The sequence below is a fragment of the Bacillus kwashiorkori genome (assembly GCF_001375515.1).
Lineage (GTDB): Bacteria > Bacillota > Bacilli > Bacillales > Caldibacillaceae > Bacillus_BK > Bacillus_BK kwashiorkori.
On record NZ_CTDX01000016.1, the window covers coordinates 337421 to 355788 of the forward strand.

Consider the following 18368-nt stretch of genomic DNA (forward strand, 5'->3'; position numbering starts at 1 on the left):
TTTGAGCGCTAAATAAAAAGGAGGGATTTGCCTTTTATGAAAGAAAATAATCTTCCATTACAAATGGCAGTAAAAGCACTAGATGACAAAAAAGCAGAGAATATTGTTGTGTTAAATATGCAGGGAATATCAATGCTTGCCGACTACTTTATTATTTGCCATGGGAATTCCGATAAACAAGTTCAAGCAATTGCTAAAGAAGTGCGGGAAAAAGCCGAGGAATCAGGACATTTAGTAAAAAGATTAGAAGGATATGACGAAGCTCGCTGGATTTTAATTGATCTAGGGGAAATTATTGTCCATGTCTTTCATCGCGAAGACCGCGAGTATTATAATTTAGAACGCCTATGGGGCGATGCTCCTAAAATCGATATGTTGAGTGAATTATAATGGCGTATGAATCTTTTGCGTATCTTTATGATCAATTAATGGACGAAGCACCATACGATGCATGGTTGACTTTTTTCAAGACTATGCAGGAAACACACTTCTCTTCCTGTAAAAATGTCCTTGATTTAGCTTGTGGTACTGGCGAGATGAGTATCCGGCTGCATGAAGCAGGTTACAATGTAACAGGAGTCGATTTGTCTGAAGACATGCTCGCTGTTGCGTCTGAAAAAGCGATAACGAAAGGGTATAACATTCCTTTTTTTCAACAAAATATGACTAATTTACAAGGGTTTGGCCAATTTGATGCGGTAGTGATTTTTTGTGATTCATTAAACTACTTAAAAGATGAGTCAGAGGTAATCAGCACGTTCCGATCTGTTTTTCAAGTGTTGAAACAAGGTGGCTTACTTTTATTTGATGTCCATTCTTTATATAAGATGAATAATCTCTTTCCTGGAAAAACATTTGCCTATAATGGCGAGGAAATCTCTTATATTTGGAATAGTTATCGTGGGGAACTTCCTAATAGTGTTGAACATGAATTAACATTTTTCGTATTGGATGAAGAGACAAATCAATATGACCGCTTTGAGGAAGTTCATTTCCAACGTACGTATCCGATAGAACAGTATTATACATGGTTAACGGAAGCGGGCTTTACGCTATTAAATACAGCCGGTGATTTTCTTCATATGCCCCCTACTCAAAATCATGAACGGATTTTTTTTACGGTAAAAAAATAATGACATTTGATAATGGACAAACAACCCTGCCTTACCATTTCTGTATTTCGATCATAACGAAAAATGGCCGGCAGGGATGTTGACCTTTGTATTAAATACAATTTTAATTAAATTTTGCAGGAGTTTTTATGTTTAGCTAGAATATTAATTTATGACTGGAATTGCTCTGTCACTTTTGCGATATCCTCATAATATTTTTCATGGGTTTTTTGAAACAATTTCTGGAATACAGCATCTAAATTTGCTTCCTCTAATACTTTAATTCCTTCTCCAGTTACGCCACCTTTTACACACACTTTTTTTTGTAACGTTTGCAATGTATAATAATTCTTCTCTAGTAATTGCCCTAAGCCAATTAACATTTCAGAAACAAGTAAAGTAGCTTCTTCTTCGGTAATTTTTGTTTCATGAACTGCTGCTTGCACAAATTTTTGTACGAGAAAACTGAAAAATGCCGGACCACAACTAACGATATCCGAGGCAACACGGGTGATATCTTCATCAATGTCTACCGTTTTACTAATTTTCCCCAATAATTCCTTAATAACAGTAATCCAATTAGATGAGCAATATTGCCCAAAAGTTAATAATGATACACCACTTAGGCTACGATTAGTGATGCTTGGTATCGCCCTTATACATGAACAAGGAAGCACTGATTCTAATTGAGCGACAGATATTGGGCTTGTAATGGAGACGACACATTGCTGTTCATTTAATAATGGATTTATTTTCATTAAAAGTGGATGAATATCTAATGGTTTTATACAAATAAAAATGAGTTCACATTCTTTTGCAATTATCTCTGCGTTTTCCCCAACATTTATTTGAGGGTATCTCTCCTGAAATTGTTTTGCCCTGGACAATGTTCTATTTGTGATAAACATGTTCTTTTGAGGGATGGCACCACTATCCATAAAAGCTTCTAGTAAGATTGACCCCATATTGCCAGTTCCAATAATACCGATGCGCATAATTTCCCCCCTTTAAACTGAAATCGAGTAAGTTTTCTTTCCTTACTTCTACATAAAACTATATGCCTAGTTTTAAAACTTTATGATAAGGATGTGAAAATGATGGAGTTAATCAAGCTATATAAAAATAAATTAGTGTTTGGAGGTCTTACGTTAATTGGAATTTTCCTGTTTATTGTTTCAAACAAAGAAGACGAAATACAATTTGTATCGAAGCAAGATCAAGAAATGGCGATAGGAAATGATATTCATGAACAACTAGAAGAACAATCCGAATCAAACCAAACATCGATGAAGGTGGATGTGAAAGGGGCGGTTAAATATCCAGGGGTCTATAATGTTTATCCTGGGGATCGAGTAATTGACGTAATACAGAGGGCGGGCGGTTTTCTTAACGATGCAGATGAAGCAAAAATAAATCTTTCCGCAAAAGTACAGGATGAAATGGTCGTTTATGTACCTATTGTTGGTGAAGAAATGAATTGGCATGAAAATCAAAATTTCCAACAACAACAACATCAGGAAAATGGGAAAATTAATATTAATCGTGCCGATGAAATTGAATTGCAAAAATTACCTGGGATTGGTCCAGCGAAAGCACAAGCGATTATCGAGTATCGAAATAAAAATGGACCATTTCAGAAATTAGAAGACTTAATGAATATTTCAGGTATCGGTCAAAAAACTTATGATAAGTTAAAGGAACATATTACCATCTAACTTAAATTTTTGTTGAAAGATAGTTCATTCCGTTCTAAACTTAAAGAAAATAAGCGGAAGGAGAATGGTTGTGAAACGAATTGAATGGGACCAATACTTTATGGCACAAAGTTTTTTACTTTCTTTAAGAAGCACTTGTACAAGATTAATGGTTGGCGCTACCATTGTTCGGGACAAGCGTATTATTGCCGGTGGGTATAACGGATCGATTGCCGGTGGTGATCATTGTATAGATAAAGGGTGTTATGTGATAGATAATCATTGTCAACGTACCATTCATGCGGAAATGAATGCTATTATACAATGTGCAAAATTTGGTGTACCGACGGAAGGTGCAGAAATTTATGTCACGCATTTTCCTTGCCTCCAATGTAGTAAAGCAATTATTCAAGCCGGAATTAAAGTCATTCACTATGCAGAAGACTATAAAAATAGCCTTTATGCAATTGAATTATTCGAACAAGCTGGCGTGAAAACTGCAAAAGTTCCCTTTCAAGCTAATATTTTAGATTTACGATTACAAGAGAAACAATCATTTGTGGATCATCTATTGCAACAGTTGAAAAATAATGTTAGTCAAGAAGAGTTTAATAAATACAAGGAAACTGCAGATAAACTATTCACTAGGAATACGTAAAGGATTCACGGGCAAGCTTTTGCCCGTTTCCTTCATTCCAATTTTATATTAAAAAGGAGGGATTAAGTATTTACGGTTTTTTTGCCTACGTGAGTTTAATGGCTGTTTTTGCAAAAATAGCAAGAGCAGACTTTTTGTTAGGAATTATTTTAGCTATAGTACTGTTACATATTTTGCATTATCATAAAAGGCTCTCCATTATATCTTCGTTATTTATTAGCTTTCTATTGTTCTATGTCTACTTTACCTACACTAATATCGAGGGGCCAGTAAAGGACGAACGAGTGCAGCAATTGACATTTCGAATTTTGGAAACTCCTTTTATTAACGGTGATCGGTTGGAAACGAAGATTAAAACGAATAATGGAGAAAAACTGTTACTTTCCTACTGGATTCCGCTCGAATCGGAAAAACAAAAATTAATAAATGAAATAAATATTGGACTAGTTTGTCAATTGGATGGTGACCTCTATTCTCCAAAAAAGCCACGCAATCGCCACGCCTTTGACTACGCTAAATACTTAAAAACAGAAAAAATATCCTACATCTTTTCTCCTGAACAATTTTCACATTCTCATTGCGTACAAGCAAAATTATCCTTATATGAGCGGTTATTAAAGATTCGCAACAATAGTATCCAGTCGATTGAGAAATTTTTTCCAGATGAGGTAGAAGTTTTTATTACTGCATTATTATTTGGGGAAAAAAGAATGATGGATCGTGATATTCAAGAAGCATATCAAAGATTGGGACTTTCGCATTTATTAGCAATCTCTGGTCTTCATGTTGGGATCATTACTACCTTTTTCTATTTTATCTTTTTGCGAATCGGCATTACAAAGGAACGAACGAGAACGATATTACTAGTAATCTTACCGTTTTATGCAATGATTGCCGGGGGTGCACCATCAGTATTACGTGCAGTCATGATGACGTGGTTAGTACTTTTTTTCTTAAAGTGGCGTAAAATCGTCCATCCACTTGATGCAATTGGGCTTACATTTATTATTCTTCTCGTATATAACCCTTTTTTTCTCGACCATGTTGGTTTCCAGTTATCATTTACCGTCGCTACAGCTCTTCTATTATCTAAGCAAATTTTTGCAAGAGAAACGCAATGGTTCAAGTCAAGCTTACTTGTTTCATTAATTTCCCAACTAATCTCCTTTCCACTCCTTATTTATCATTTTTTTGAATTCCACTTATTAAGTTTCATAATAAATATTGTTTATGTTCCGATTTACTCCATTGTTTTGCTTCCTATGTCCCTCGTTAGTTTTATTATTATAGAATTTATCCCAAAGATAGCTAATTTATTTGTTGTTCCTTTGTCTTTCCTGTTTAATCTGATGAATAAAATTGCCCAATCTATTGCGAAGTATGAAATCTTTACTATTACGGTAGGGAGACCAGAGAAATTAATACTTGTTATTTTTTTCATTTCGATGATTATTGTTTTCATACTTATGGAACAGAAAAATTGGTGGCGAAATAAGACTTTATACTTCTTAGTCCTGTTTCCTTTTTTATTGCAGAAATTATTCGTAACTTATTCTCCCATTGGTGAAGTGGCGTTTATTGATGTTGGACAAGGAGATAGCATTTTTATTCAATTACCATTTGGTCAAGGAAATTATTTAATTGACACTGGTGGAGTTATAGACATGCCAATGGAGGAGTGGCAGGTAAGAACGAATCGATTTGACCCTGGGAAAAATATTGTTGTTCCATTTATTAAGAGCAAAGGAATAAGTAAAATTGATAAATTAATCTTAACACACGGAGATATGGACCATATTGGTTCGACTACTTCAATAATGGAAAATTTAAACGTGAAAGAATTAGTAGTTGGAAAAACAATAAACAAGAAAGCGATGGAACTGGAAATTATTTCTGAGGCAAAGAAACGGGGAATTAAAATTACGGAGGTTTATGAAGGTGCAAAGTGGGAAAAAGGAAAGGGAAACTTCTTTGTGTTAGCTCCTCAAAGATTTGCACAAGCAAGTAATGATGCTTCCATTGTAATTTATGGGAATTTCGGTGGGAAAAAGTGGTTATTCACTGGAGACTTAGAAAAATCAGGGGAAGAACAGTTAGTTGTCAACTATTTCGAATTGCCTGTAGACGTACTAAAAGTTGGCCATCACGGTTCGCTAACATCTACAAGCAGCTTTTTTTTGGACCATATTGATCCGCTAGTGGCGGTTATTTCAGTAGGAGAAAAGAATCGTTATGGTCATCCTTCCAAAAGAGTAATTGATGATTTACAAAAACGTCGTATATTGGTTTATCGTACAGATGAGCATGGTGCTGTCTATTATCGCTTTTTTTTAACAAAAGGATATTTTACGACAGTCTTTCCAAATAAGAAATAGCGACTGTTGGCCGGTTTGTTATTGAATCGCGTGGATTAGCCAACGACAAGCGGTATTAAATAAATGATTTGTTGTGACTGTGTGTAAATAAAGTCATTTTTGCCAATTTATGTGTTTTTCATCTGATAAAATGTTGTCATTTCTGTTACAGGCAATCACTATTAATAAAATTGATGTGCACCAATTTCTCTTAAATCACATATAGTAATATATAAAAATGGAAAAAGACTGCTTTAGCGCAGCCTTTTTCCAATTATGATCCAATTACCTTTAATACTACTGCAACAATAAAAATAGTTGCAAAAAACCCAAAAGATACTATAAACCCAACCGCCGAATCCACAAAATCGTTTCTAGTTGATTGTGGATTTTGTTCGAATTCATTCATATAACCCCTCCTATTTCACCATTAGTATAAAGGAAATGTTAAAAAAAATCTATTCTTTCGTACATTATACTGACAACAGTTGTCACCTATAATTCCATTTACAAACTACATAATAAAATTAAACGTAATTTTTTATAAATTCCGCTTTATGGTTAGTTCCTAGGGCTAAATCATAAAGCGTTTAAATAAATGGGGAATCAGCAACCGTTTAACTGATTCCCTTTTTACATGGACTTGAACAATCATATTCATTTAACGCTTGTATTATTGCTCCATTTTTTTTACCATTAAAGTAAGTAGTGCAACGAATGGAGAATGATGATGTTTTTAAAGTTATGGAAAGAAATTAAAAGCGGTAAGGTAGAACCAATTTATTTAATATACGGCACAGAGTCATTTCTTATAAACGAAACAACACATTTGATTAAAGAGCAAGTATTAAGTGAAGGTAATGATGATTTTAATTACTCTGTCTATGATTTAGAAGAAATCCCCGTACAAGTTGCAGTGGAAGATTGTCAAACCATTCCTTTTTTCGGTGAGAAAAGAGTTATCCTCTTTCAAAATCCTCATTTTTTAACGGCGGAAAAACAAAAGGGAAAAGAAAAGGTGGAACATAATTTAAAAGTTTTCGAAGAATATGTACAAGACCCTTCACGTTCCACCGTATTAATCATTATTGCTCCTTATGAAAAACTAGACGAAAGGAAAAAGCTAACAAAATTATTGCTAAAAAATGCATTTACTTTACAAGCAAAACAATTGTCAGAAAAAGAAGTGAAACAATGGATTGAAAAGCAAGTTCATGAAAAGAATCAAACAATAACGAAGAAAGCAATTGAACGAATTTATGAATTAATAGGTCCGAACCTTTTATTCATACATAATGAACTTGCTAAAATACTGCTATATACGAGTGCAGGTGAAGAAATCGACGAAAAAATTGTTGACTTATTAGTATCACGATCGTTAGAGGATAATGTTTTTTCATTAGTAAACTATGTTATCAGAGGAAATTTACAAAAAACATTAGAAATTTTTAATGATTTATGGAAGCTAAATGAGGAACCGATAAAAATTTTAGCGCTAATTGCAAGTCAGTTTCGATTTCTAGGACAGGTAGGAACATTAGTCAAGAAAGGTTACGGACAAAAACAAATTGCTTCTTTACTGAAAGTACATCCATATCGAGTAAAATTAGCAATGGAACAGGCAGGGAGTCTTCAGGAAAAAAGCCTAATAAAAATGATGAATGAAATAGCAGAACTTGACTATCAAATGAAAACAGGTAAAGGTGATAAAAAACAACTATTAGAATTGTTCTTTATTAAACATTTAGCATAAAAAAAGCGATCTAATATAATATGGTACCTGTAGTTAGGACACTTGAAAAAGAGTGTTTTGACTACAGGTATTTTATATCCGTCATTATACTTATTTACCATATAACAGAAATGTATAATCTAAATGTTGACCAATAAAATATCCATTTACGAAGTCTTATCCATCTTATGCTTCTGCTTAAGGCAAAAATAAATGATGACATAGTTTTGCTATAACAATGGGCGATCTCTCTATGGAAAGTAAAAAAGATGACCCTGTTTAAAAACAGGAATCATCTTCTAGTTGCTTAATCTCACTTTTTATTGTGTCCTTGACATAGATACGAGTTTACTTTTGATCATGCCCAAACTTTCCAATAAATTAAGCTTCCAATTTATTCACAGCTACTTGTAGACGTGATTTATGACGAGCAGCCGCATTTTTGTGAATTAAACCTTTCGTAACTGCTTTATCAATTTTACGAATAGCTACAGGTAATGCTGTTTTGGCAGCACTTGCATCGTTATTAACAATTGCTAATTCCACTTGTTTAATGGCAGTACGCATATCTGATTTTGCAGATTTGTTCAATACTCTTTTTGTTTCGTTCGTATTAATACGTTTAATAGCAGATTTAATATTTGCCAATCTCTTCACCTCCTAGTGAACGAGCGAGATCTATATAACTCGACTATCCAAATTCAACATTATGAACAAATGATATTCTACCAAATGAAACAAAAGAATGCAATAGGTTTAACGAGAGTAGTGAATGAAAAAAATATAGTCGGAAACAATATATAATAAATTTTTTAATGCAAACTAGGTAAAGGGGGATATTGATGGAGCGAGATTTACAACAATTTCAAGTTCGTACAGATTTAGCTATTGAAGCTAGAGATATGTTTGTTGAACAGCAGGAAAGTAAAAAAATAAAAGAACCAGTATCGAAAATTGAAGGTGTAATTGTTAAAGATCGTCAAGAAGGTAATGTGAAAATAATTGAAGTACAAATTACGGATAAAGGGGAACAGCAAATAGGCAAGAAGGCAGGAAACTATTTGACTATTGAGGCAATAGGAATTAGAGAACAAAATAAAGAAATAGAACAGGAAGCACAAAAGGTATTTGCAAAAGAATTTGCGCGTTTTCTTCAAATAAGTAAAATTCCTAATGATGCGAGTTGCCTAATAGTCGGGTTAGGAAATTGGAACGTTACCCCAGATGCATTAGGTCCAATCGTATGTGAAAATGTGTTAGTCACACGTCACTTATTTAATTTACAGCCAGAAAATGTAGCAGACGGTTACCGCCCTGTTAGTGCATTAGCACCAGGAGTTATGGGTATAACTGGTATTGAAACGAGTGATATTATTTTTGGTGTAGTTCAAAAAACAAAGCCTGATTTCGTTATCGTAATTGATGCACTCGCATCACGGTCGATTGAAAGAGTAAATGCTACGATTCAAATTACTGACACGGGCATTCATCCAGGATCTGGTGTTGGAAATAAACGGAAAGAGTTAAGTGAAGAAACTTTAGGTATTCCAACGATTAGTATTGGTGTTCCGACTGTTGTGGATGCAGTTTCTATTACGAGCGATACGATAGACTTTTTGTTAAAGCATTTTGGCCGCGAACTAAAAGAAGGTAATAAACCATCTCGTTCATTAGTTCCAGCTGGTTTAACATTTGGTGAGAAAAAAGTGTTGAGTGATGATGATATGCCAAAAGAGGAAGAAAGACAAACGTTTTTAGGGATTGTCGGTACGTTAGAAGAAGAGGAAAAGCGGGCATTAATTCGCGAAGTACTAGCCCCTTTAGGTCATAATCTTATGGTGACACCGAAAGAAGTAGATGTGTTTATCGAAAATATGGCAAATATCATTGCAAATGGTTTAAATAGTGCATTACATGAAGCGATAAACGAGGAAAATGCAGGTTTTACAACTCATTAATTCTATCATCTCTAGTATTTTTTGAAGAATTTGCGCATATACGTGTATAAGAAGTACTAGATTTCTTAGTAAGGATAAATGTTCGCGTTTTCAACATATTGCTAGAAGATCCGTGCTTTTAGGAAAAATGAATGGGTGTGATTATATGTTTCGGTTTTTATTAAAAACATTTTTATTAGTTGTCGTTCTATTATTCGGAGTGATTATCGGTATTCAAGAAGCAAATCATGGTGTCTATAAAATGAAGGGGTATCATGATCCTCGGTTTGAAAACCAATTAAATGTTAGTTTAGATAATCAATATTCCTATAATAATCAGGATTTAGAAGAAAAACGTCAGACATTAGAAGAAATTCAAACATATAATCTTTTTTCCGATGTAGGTAAAAAAATAGCTGGCTTGTTTACGAATATCACATCCCAATTTTTTAACAATGATACATAGTTGGGAATATTAAAGAAAGGGATGCTCCGTATTTGTTTTAACGGACATCTCTTTTTTGTTGCTTGCCTCACAATACCCTTTAAATAAATCTTTCATATGAAACGGCGACTCAACCTTGAAAAATTACCAAATGATGTGATACTCCCTTATAAAAAAAGCAAAACATGCATTTTAGTTAAAGTACTATTATGAAAACAAGTTTTAAATTAAATAGTTTTTATTGAATCTAAAATATTGTATTGTTATAATCAAGACTAGTGATTTTGTCTTTACTACAGGAGTGAACAAATGAATGAATAGAGAAGAAAAACTAAATAGACAAGCGAGAATTCGGAACTTTTCCATCGTTGCCCATATTGACCACGGAAAGTCAACATTAGCGGACCGAATTTTAGAGACAACTCATGCATTAACTTCCCGCGAAATGAAAGAACAGTTATTAGATTCAATGGATATTGAAAGAGAACGGGGTATTACCATTAAATTGAACGCTGTACAACTTACATATACTGCTAAAGATGGTATAGAATACATTCTTCATCTTATTGATACACCAGGACATGTCGATTTTACTTATGAAGTATCGCGAAGCTTAGCGGCGTGTGAAGGGGCGATTTTAGTCGTTGATGCTGCCCAAGGAATTGAAGCACAAACACTTGCTAATGTATATTTAGCAATTGATAATAACTTAGAAATCATTCCTGTTATTAATAAAATCGACCTGCCAAGTGCTGATCCAGAAAGAGTGAGACAAGAAATAGAAGATGTAATTGGATTAGATGCATCAGATGCAGTGCTAGCATCTGCAAAAGCTGGGATAGGAATCGAGGAAATTTTAGAGCAAGTAGTTGAAAAAGTACCCGCTCCTCAAGGTGACCCTGACAATCCATTAAAAGCATTGATATTTGATTCTTTATATGATGCGTACCGTGGAGTTGTTGCATATATTCGTATCGTCGAAGGCTCAGTGAAAGTCGGCGACAAAATTAAAATGATGGCGACTGGCAAAGAATTTGAAGTAACAGAACTTGGTGTATTCTCTCCACATCCAGTGAAACGCGAAGAATTAACGGTCGGAGATGTTGGTTATTTAACGGCCTCTATTAAAAATGTCGGTGATACGAGAGTTGGGGACACGATTACGTTAGCAGAAAATGGGGCAAAAGAACCTTTACCTGGATATCGCCGCTTAAATCCAATGGTCTATTGTGGATTGTATCCGATAGATACAGCGAAATACAATGACTTACGGGAGGCGCTGGAGAAACTTCAGCTAAATGATTCTGCATTACAATTTGAACCGGAAACTTCACAAGCGTTAGGCTTCGGTTTCCGCTGCGGGTTTTTAGGTTTGCTTCATATGGAAATTATTCAAGAACGAATTGAACGGGAATTTAAAATTGATTTAATTACTACTGCACCAAGTGTTATTTATGATGTATATTTAACCGATGGTGAGACACTACATGTCGATAACCCATCCAACATGCCTGATCCGATAAAAATTGACCATGTGGAGGAACCGTTCGTCAAAGCAAGCATTATGTCACCAAATGATTATGTCGGTGCAATCATGGAACTTTGCCAGAAAAAACGCGGAGTTTTTATCGATATGCAATATTTAGATGAGACACGGGTAACGATTACGTATGAGTTACCATTATCTGAAATCGTCTTTGATTTTTTTGATCAGCTTAAATCGAATACGAAAGGATACGCCTCTTTCGACTATGAAATGATCGGTTACCGACCTTCCAAACTTGTTAAAATGGACATTTTATTAAATGCGGAAAAAATTGATGCTTTAAGCTTTATTGTGCATAAAGATTCGGCGTATCATCGTGGAAAGGTCATTGTTGAAAAGCTTAAAGAAATTATCCCTCGTCAACAATTTGAAGTTCCTGTCCAAGCAGCAATCGGGAATAAAATCATCGCTCGTTCCACCATTAAAGCGATGCGTAAAAATGTCTTAGCGAAATGTTACGGCGGAGATATTTCTCGGAAACGAAAATTATTAGAAAAACAAAAAGAAGGTAAAAAACGGATGAAACAAGTTGGATCTGTTGAAGTTCCACAAGAAGCGTTCATGGCAGTGTTAAAAATTGATGAGGACTAATAATTGAATAATCTTTCGTCATCTCCATGATAACGTAAAAGAGGTTAGTCCAATCACTAGCCTCTTTTTCGTTTTTTTACACGATTCTATATTTGTAACTTTTAAAAAAGAAGGTTGTGTTTAAATGCCAAAAGGAGTATATATCCATATTCCATTTTGTAATCATATATGTCATTACTGTGATTTTAATAAAGTATTTTTAAAAGGTCAGCCAGTAGAAGAATATTTGTCAGCTCTAGATAAAGAAATGGCACTTACCTTTGCCGCAAGTCCTGCTTCAAAAGTGGAGACAATATTCATTGGTGGTGGAACACCGACAGCACTTTCGGAAAAGCAACTAGAAAGTTTATTAACCATTATTCGAAAACATATACAAACGGAAGCGGATTACGAATTTACGGTAGAGGCAAACCCGAATGATTTATCGAAAGAAAAGCTCTCTATTATGAGAACAAATGGGGTTAATCGTCTAAGCATTGGCGTCCAAACATTTTCTCCCCCCTTATTAAAGATCATTGGCAGAACGCATACTAACAACGATGTATATCAGTCAATCGCACTAGCAAAAGAAATTGGTTTTAACAATATTAGTATTGATTTAATGTACGGCTTGCCAAACCAGTCGATGAAAGACGTACGTCATTCTTTATCAGAGTTTTTCTCGTTAAATATTGAACATTGTTCGGCATATTCCTTAATTGTTGAACCAAAAACCGTTTTTTATAATTTAATGCGACAAGGGAGGTTATTATTGCCGAAAGAAGATGTGGAAGCAGATATGTATGAAGAAATAATGGCAGAGATGACAGCCAATGGTTTCCATCAATATGAAATAAGTAATTACGCCAAACAAGGATATGAAAGTCGACATAATTTACTTTATTGGGATAATAAGGAGTATTATGGTTTTGGTGCTGGTGCGCATAGTTATATAGAAAACAAACGACGTTCGAATATTGGCCCAGTGAACCAATATATGAAATCTTTGCAGGGAGACAAATTACCAATCCGCCAAGAACTAGTTTTGACGGAACAGGAAAAAATGGAAGAAGAGATGTTTCTAGGGCTAAGAAAAACTTCTGGGGTCGATATAAATAAATTCCAACAAAAATTTAACATTTCTCCTTTGGAAAAATATAAAGAAGAAATATTACAGTTAGAAAAAAAACACCTCATTCAAATTATAAATAATCAAATACAGTTAACGAAACAGGGAAGACTACTAGGAAATGAAGTATTTCAAGCATTTCTTAACTAAGTTAAAACATTGACAACTAAAAGCTAATTTGTTAATTTAATTATAGATTTAGCACTCACCATTAAAGAGTGCTAAAAGGAGTGATAGTAATGTTAACAGAACGTCAATTGTTAATATTGCAGGTCATCATTGATGATTTCATTCGCTCTGCTCATCCGGTTGGCTCGCGTACTTTGGCAAAAAAAGAAGAGATTGCTTTAAGTTCAGCAACTATTCGAAATGAAATGGCTGACTTAGAAGAACTAGGTTTTATTGAAAAAACACATGTGTCATCTGGCCGAGTACCGTCAGAAAAAGGATATCGCTTTTATGTCGATCATTTAATTCAACCGCAAAAGCTCCATAATTCTGAATTAGAAAGAATTCAATCTGTTTTTGCAGAACGATATTATGAGTTTGAAAAAATTGTGCAAAACTCTGCAAAAGTATTATCAGATTTAACGAAATACACGGCAATTGTTTTAGGTCCAGCCGTAAAGGTAAATAAATTAAACCGAGTACAAATTATCCCATTAAATGAGCGAACAGCATTGGCGGTACTAGTTACTGATACTGGCCATATTGAAAATCGAGTCTTTGCCATACCGCAAGATCTGAACAGAGCAGATTTTGAAAAAGTCGTGAACATCCTGAATAGTCGATTAGCTGGTGTCCCGTTAAATGTACTACAAGATAAATTATTTAAAGAAGTGTCTGCAATTCTAAGAGAACATGTAGACAATTATGAGTACTTACTACGGTCCATTTCAGAAGTCTTTCATTTATCTGAGGATGAGAAACTGTATTATAGCGGCAAGAACAATATGCTTGCTCAGCCAGAATTTCAAGATCTCAATCAAATAAAAAACATATTTGATTTAATTGAAAAGGAACAAGACTTCTCGAAAATTTTAAAGAAAACACCAATCGGTCTCCACGTGAAAATCGGAAGTGAAAATAATAATGAAGCAATGAACTCCTGTAGTTTAATTACTGCAACTTATAATATTGGTGAAGAACAAATTGGAACAATTGCGATACTAGGACCAAAACGAATGAATTATAGCCGCGTAATATCATTATTGAATTTATTAAGTAAAAACTTGACAAACGAGTTAACAAGGTTGTATTTTTGGCGGTAGACTTAGCGAAGCATTGTCCAAACGATGCTTCGCACACCGCCTTATTCGTTTGTAAAAAATTTATTTACATACTGACACATTAGGCAAAAATGGGGGTGAAATGCTTGGAAAAGGAAAAAAATATGTCGATGGAGGAAAAAACTTTGACTAATGATCTTAATCAAGAAAAAAATACAGCAGTAAATGAAGATGTCGTTGAGGAAAATATGGATACCCCAGTGGAACCTGTTTTTTTAGAAGATGAACAAAAAGAAAATGAAAATAAAGAACTAGAAAAATATCAAATGAAAATTGCTGAACTTGAGAAATTAGTGGAAGAAAAAGAAAATCGATTACTCCGGGTTCAAGCAGATTTTGAAAACTTTAAAAGACGGAGTCGCAGTGAAAAAGAGATGATTGAAAAATATCGTTCAGAAAAATTAGCTAGTGAATTGTTGCCCGCTATTGACAACTTCGAAAGAGCCCTTCAAACAGAAGCAGACAGTGAATCAGGCAAAGCGTTGCTAGAAGGGATGGAAATGATTTACCGGAGCATTTTAACAGCCTTTGAAAAAGAAGGAATAAAACCAATTGAAGCGGTTGGCAAAGAATTTGATCCAAATTTCCATCATGCAGTAATGCAAGGTAATGATGAAAATAAAGCATCCAATATTGTATTAGAGGAATTTCAAAAAGGTTATTTGTTAAATGATAAAGTGATCCGACCTTCCATGGTTAAAGTTAATCAGTAAGTATTATTTACATATTTTTAAAATTTAGGAGGAAGATGTTATGAGTAAAATTATTGGAATAGATTTAGGAACGACCAACTCTTGTGTCGCAGTGTTAGAAGGTGGAGAACCTGTCGTAATCCCAAGTCCTGAAGGAAACCGGACAACTCCATCAGTTGTATCTTTTAAAAATGGTGAAAGACAAGTTGGTGAAATTGCTAAACGTCAAGCAATTACGAACCCTAATACGGTTATGTCGATTAAACGCCATATGGGTACTAATTATAAAGAACATATTGAAGGAAAAGACCATACACCACAAGAAATTTCAGCAATCATTTTACAATATTTAAAGTCCTACGCTGAAAGTTACTTAGGAGAACCAGTAACAAAAGCTGTAATCACTGTTCCAGCTTACTTCAATGACGCGCAAAGACAAGCAACAAAAGATGCAGGTAAAATTGCTGGACTTGAAGTAGAACGGATTATTAACGAACCAACCGCTGCAGCTCTTGCCTATGGTTTAGATAAAGCCGATGAAGATCAAACAATTCTCGTATTTGATCTCGGTGGCGGTACATTCGACGTATCCATATTAGAATTAGGAGACGGTGTATTCGAAGTTCGTGCCACAGCAGGAGATAACAAACTTGGTGGTGATGACTTTGACGAAGCAATTATCAATTATTTAGTCGATCAATTTAAAAAAGATAATGGCATTGATCTTGGCCAAGATAAAATGGCCTTACAGCGTCTAAAAGATGCAGCTGAAAAAGCGAAAAAGGATTTATCTGGAGTTACAAGTACACAAATTTCCTTGCCGTTTATCTCAGCAGGACCAACAGGCCCACTTCATTTAGATATCACATTAACACGAGCAAAATTTGAAGAATTAACCGCTGATTTAGTGGAAAGAACGATGGGTCCTACTCGGCAAGCGTTAAAAGATGCAGGTCTTTCTGCCAGTGAAATTGATCGAGTTATTTTAGTTGGTGGATCGACAAGAATTCCTGCTGTTCAAGAAGCTATCCGTAAAGAAATCGGTAAAGAACCGCACAAAGGTGTTAATCCGGACGAAGTTGTTGCGATGGGTGCCGCAATTCAAGGTGGAGTTATTACCGGTGATGTGAAAGATGTCGTATTACTAGATGTTACACCACTATCTTTAGGTATTGAAACGATGGGCGGCGTATTTACAAAACTAATTGAAAGAAACACAACGATTCCTACATCTAAGTCACAAGTATTCTCCACTGCTGCTGACAATCAAACAGCAGTTGACATTCACGTGTTACAAGGGGAACGCCCAATGGCTGCAGATAATAAAACATTAGGACGCTTCCAATTAACGGATATTCCACCTGCACCAAGGGGAATTCCACAAATTGAAGTTACATTTGACATTGATAAAAATGGAATTGTTAATGTTAGTGCAAAAGATTTAGGTACTGGCAAACAGCAAAAAATTACTATCCAATCTTCTTCGGGTCTTTCTGACGATGAAATTGACCGCATGATTAAAGAAGCAGAACAAAATGCGGAAGCTGACAAAAAACGAAAAGAAGAAGTGGAACTTCGTAATGAAGCAGATCAACTAGTCTTCACGACAGAAAAAACGTTAAAAGAAGTTGAAGGGAAAGTCGATGCTGCTGAAGTGAAGAAAGCAGAAGAAGCGAAAGATGAGTTGAAGAAAGCAATTGAGAAAAATGATATAGATGAAATACGTACGAAAAAAGATGCATTACAACAAATCATTCAAGATATTTCAATGAAATTATATCAACAAGCTGGAGAGCAAAATTCGACTGATGGCGCTGCAAGTGAAGGGGAAAAGAAGAATAACGATGACAATGTAGTTGATGCAGATTTTGAAGAAATAAATGAAGATAAATAAAATGGATTATAACATTTAACTGATTCACATGTGGAGTCAAAGTCAGGTTCGCTTGGCTTTGACTTTTTATATGGACTAAAGGAACAGGAAATTATTGCATCATTCCTTATAAAAATGTTAGAATTACATTTATGCAAAAGGAATCGGGAGTGGAAAATAATGAGTAAACGTGATTACTATGATGTACTCGGTGTAAGTAAGACCGCTACGAAAGAAGAAATCAAAAAGGCATATCGGAAGTTATCAAAACAATATCACCCAGATATTAATAAAGAACCGGGTGCAGATGAAAAATTTAAAGAAATTGCAGAAGCATATGAAGTATTAAGTGATGACGGAAAACGTGCTCAGTACGATCAATTCGGTCATGCCGATCCAAACCAAGGTTTTGGTGGGTTCGGTGGTGGCGGATTCGGCGGTTTTGGTGACGGCGGGTTCGGTTTCGAAGATATATTTGATACATTTTTCGGTGGTGGTCGCTCCTCTAGAAGAAGAGATCCTAATGCACCAAGACAGGGAGCAGACTTGCAATATACTATGACATTAGATTTTGAAGAAGCAGTTTTTGGTAAGGAAACAGATATTGAAATTCCTCGGGAAGAAGAATGTGGTACTTGTAAAGGAAACGGTGCTAAACCAGGAACGAAACCAGAAACATGTCCACACTGTCACGGAACTGGCCAACTAAGTACAGAACAAAATACCCCGTTTGGCCGAATTGTTAATCGACGAGTTTGTTTTCATTGTAATGGAACAGGGCAAATTATTAAAGACAAATGTTCTACATGTCACGGAACGGGTAAAGTGAAAAAACGTCGCAAGATTCATATTAAAATTCCAGCTGGAATTGATGACGGACAACAGTTACGTGTAGCTGGACAGGGAGAACCGGGTATTAACGGTGGACCTGCTGGAGATCTTTATATTGTGTTTTACGTAAAACAACATGAATTTTTCCATCGTGAAGATGATGATATATATTGTGAAATGCCGATTACATTCGTTCAAGCCACGTTAGGCGATGAAATTGAAGTCCCAACACTTCACGGAAAAGTTAAATTAAAAATTCCTGCTGGTACACAAACGAATACAAAATTCCGCTTAAGAGGAAAAGGTGTGAAAAATGTTCGCGGAAATGGAATTGGTGATCAACATGTAACAGTGAAAATTATTACACCAACTAAGATAACCGAGAAACAAAAACAATTACTCCGAGAATTTGCAGAAATAAGCGGACAAACGATAGATGAACAAGACGAATCGTTTTTCGGAAAAGTGAAAAGAGCGTTTAAAGGAGAATAATGGATTGGAGTTGG

17 protein-coding genes are annotated in these 18368 nt (G+C 35.0%); 14 read left to right on the top strand and 3 right to left on the bottom strand.

The window, feature by feature from the left end:
- Nucleotides 1-36 precede the first annotated feature (36 nt).
- Both rsfS and BN1242_RS10835 read left to right on the top strand, forming a co-directional pair.
- Nucleotides 37-390, top strand: a complete 354-nt coding sequence (gene rsfS, locus BN1242_RS10830) for a ribosome silencing factor (protein ID WP_062355674.1) — start codon at nucleotides 37-39, stop codon at nucleotides 388-390.
- Nucleotides 390-1133, top strand: a complete 744-nt coding sequence (locus tag BN1242_RS10835) for a class I SAM-dependent DNA methyltransferase (protein ID WP_062355677.1) — start codon at nucleotides 390-392, stop codon at nucleotides 1131-1133. The genes rsfS and BN1242_RS10835 overlap by 1 nt, the downstream gene beginning before the upstream one ends.
- A 149-nt stretch (nucleotides 1134-1282) precedes the next feature.
- Here BN1242_RS10835 and comER read toward each other — a convergent pair whose 3' ends face one another.
- Entirely contained in the window at nucleotides 1283-2107 is an 825-nt protein-coding gene (gene comER / locus BN1242_RS10840; RefSeq protein ID WP_062355679.1) for a late competence protein ComER, read from the bottom strand.
- A 99-nt stretch (nucleotides 2108-2206) separates the two neighbouring features.
- On the opposite strand from comER, the gene BN1242_RS10845 reads away from it, so the two are divergent.
- The 3 genes from BN1242_RS10845 to BN1242_RS10855 all read left to right on the top strand — a co-directional run bounded on the left by BN1242_RS10845 (nucleotide 2207) and on the right by BN1242_RS10855 (nucleotide 5839).
- Nucleotides 2207-2827 (top strand): helix-hairpin-helix domain-containing protein, encoded by a 621-nt coding sequence (locus BN1242_RS10845; protein ID WP_238985133.1) that lies wholly within the window; start codon nucleotides 2207-2209, stop codon nucleotides 2825-2827.
- Between the two features lie 70 nt (nucleotides 2828-2897).
- Nucleotides 2898-3464 carry a ComE operon protein 2 gene (locus BN1242_RS10850; protein WP_062355685.1) on the top strand — a complete coding sequence of 189 codons (567 nt, stop codon included), beginning with the start codon at nucleotides 2898-2900 and terminating at the stop codon, nucleotides 3462-3464.
- 98 nt (nucleotides 3465-3562) lie between these two features.
- A complete protein-coding gene (locus tag BN1242_RS10855; protein WP_238985134.1) occupies nucleotides 3563-5839 on the top strand; it encodes a DNA internalization-related competence protein ComEC/Rec2 in 2277 nt (758 codons plus the stop codon).
- A gap of 253 nt (nucleotides 5840-6092) precedes the next feature.
- Here BN1242_RS10855 and BN1242_RS13020 read toward each other — a convergent pair whose 3' ends face one another.
- Nucleotides 6093-6227, bottom strand: a complete 135-nt coding sequence (locus tag BN1242_RS13020; RefSeq protein WP_071435512.1) for a YqzM family protein — start codon at nucleotides 6225-6227, stop codon at nucleotides 6093-6095.
- 321 nt (nucleotides 6228-6548) lie between these two features.
- Here BN1242_RS13020 and holA point away from each other — a divergent pair, with 321 nt between their 5' ends.
- Nucleotides 6549-7571, top strand: coding sequence for a DNA polymerase III subunit delta (gene holA / locus BN1242_RS10860; RefSeq protein WP_062355692.1), 1023 nt, complete (start codon nucleotides 6549-6551; stop codon nucleotides 7569-7571).
- A 360-nt stretch (nucleotides 7572-7931) separates the two neighbouring features.
- Here the strand turns inward: holA and rpsT are convergent, their stop codons facing one another.
- A complete protein-coding gene (rpsT, locus tag BN1242_RS10865; protein WP_062355695.1) occupies nucleotides 7932-8198 on the bottom strand; it encodes a 30S ribosomal protein S20 in 267 nt (88 codons plus the stop codon).
- A gap of 194 nt (nucleotides 8199-8392) precedes the next feature.
- Here rpsT and gpr point away from each other — a divergent pair, with 194 nt between their 5' ends.
- The 8 genes from gpr to dnaJ all read left to right on the top strand — a co-directional run bounded on the left by gpr (nucleotide 8393) and on the right by dnaJ (nucleotide 18354).
- On the top strand, nucleotides 8393-9508 hold the full coding sequence (gpr, locus tag BN1242_RS10870; protein WP_062355698.1) for a GPR endopeptidase: 1116 nt from the start codon (nucleotides 8393-8395) through the stop codon (nucleotides 9506-9508).
- A gap of 145 nt (nucleotides 9509-9653) precedes the next feature.
- Nucleotides 9654-9953, top strand: a complete 300-nt coding sequence (locus tag BN1242_RS10875; protein ID WP_062355701.1) for a DUF3679 domain-containing protein — start codon at nucleotides 9654-9656, stop codon at nucleotides 9951-9953.
- A gap of 292 nt (nucleotides 9954-10245) precedes the next feature.
- Nucleotides 10246-12069, top strand: coding sequence for a translation elongation factor 4 (gene lepA, locus BN1242_RS10880; RefSeq protein WP_062355703.1), 1824 nt, complete (start codon nucleotides 10246-10248; stop codon nucleotides 12067-12069).
- A 124-nt stretch (nucleotides 12070-12193) separates the two neighbouring features.
- The gene (hemW, locus tag BN1242_RS10885; RefSeq protein ID WP_062355706.1) at nucleotides 12194-13327 is read left to right on the top strand and encodes a radical SAM family heme chaperone HemW; all 1134 of its coding nucleotides are present in this window, start codon (nucleotides 12194-12196) and stop codon (nucleotides 13325-13327) included.
- Nucleotides 13328-13416: 89 nt separating this feature from the next.
- A complete protein-coding gene (gene hrcA, locus BN1242_RS10890) occupies nucleotides 13417-14448 on the top strand; it encodes a heat-inducible transcriptional repressor HrcA (RefSeq protein WP_062355709.1) in 1032 nt (343 codons plus the stop codon).
- Nucleotides 14449-14570: 122 nt separating this feature from the next.
- Complete coding sequence (gene grpE / locus BN1242_RS10895; protein WP_062357000.1) at nucleotides 14571-15179, top strand: nucleotide exchange factor GrpE; 609 nt, start codon at nucleotides 14571-14573, stop codon at nucleotides 15177-15179.
- 40 nt (nucleotides 15180-15219) lie between these two features.
- On the top strand, nucleotides 15220-17052 hold the full coding sequence (gene dnaK / locus BN1242_RS10900) for a molecular chaperone DnaK (protein ID WP_062355712.1): 1833 nt from the start codon (nucleotides 15220-15222) through the stop codon (nucleotides 17050-17052).
- A gap of 159 nt (nucleotides 17053-17211) precedes the next feature.
- Nucleotides 17212-18354 carry a molecular chaperone DnaJ gene (dnaJ, locus tag BN1242_RS10905; RefSeq protein WP_062355716.1) on the top strand — a complete coding sequence of 381 codons (1143 nt, stop codon included), beginning with the start codon at nucleotides 17212-17214 and terminating at the stop codon, nucleotides 18352-18354.
- Nucleotides 18355-18368: the final 14 nt, after the last annotated feature.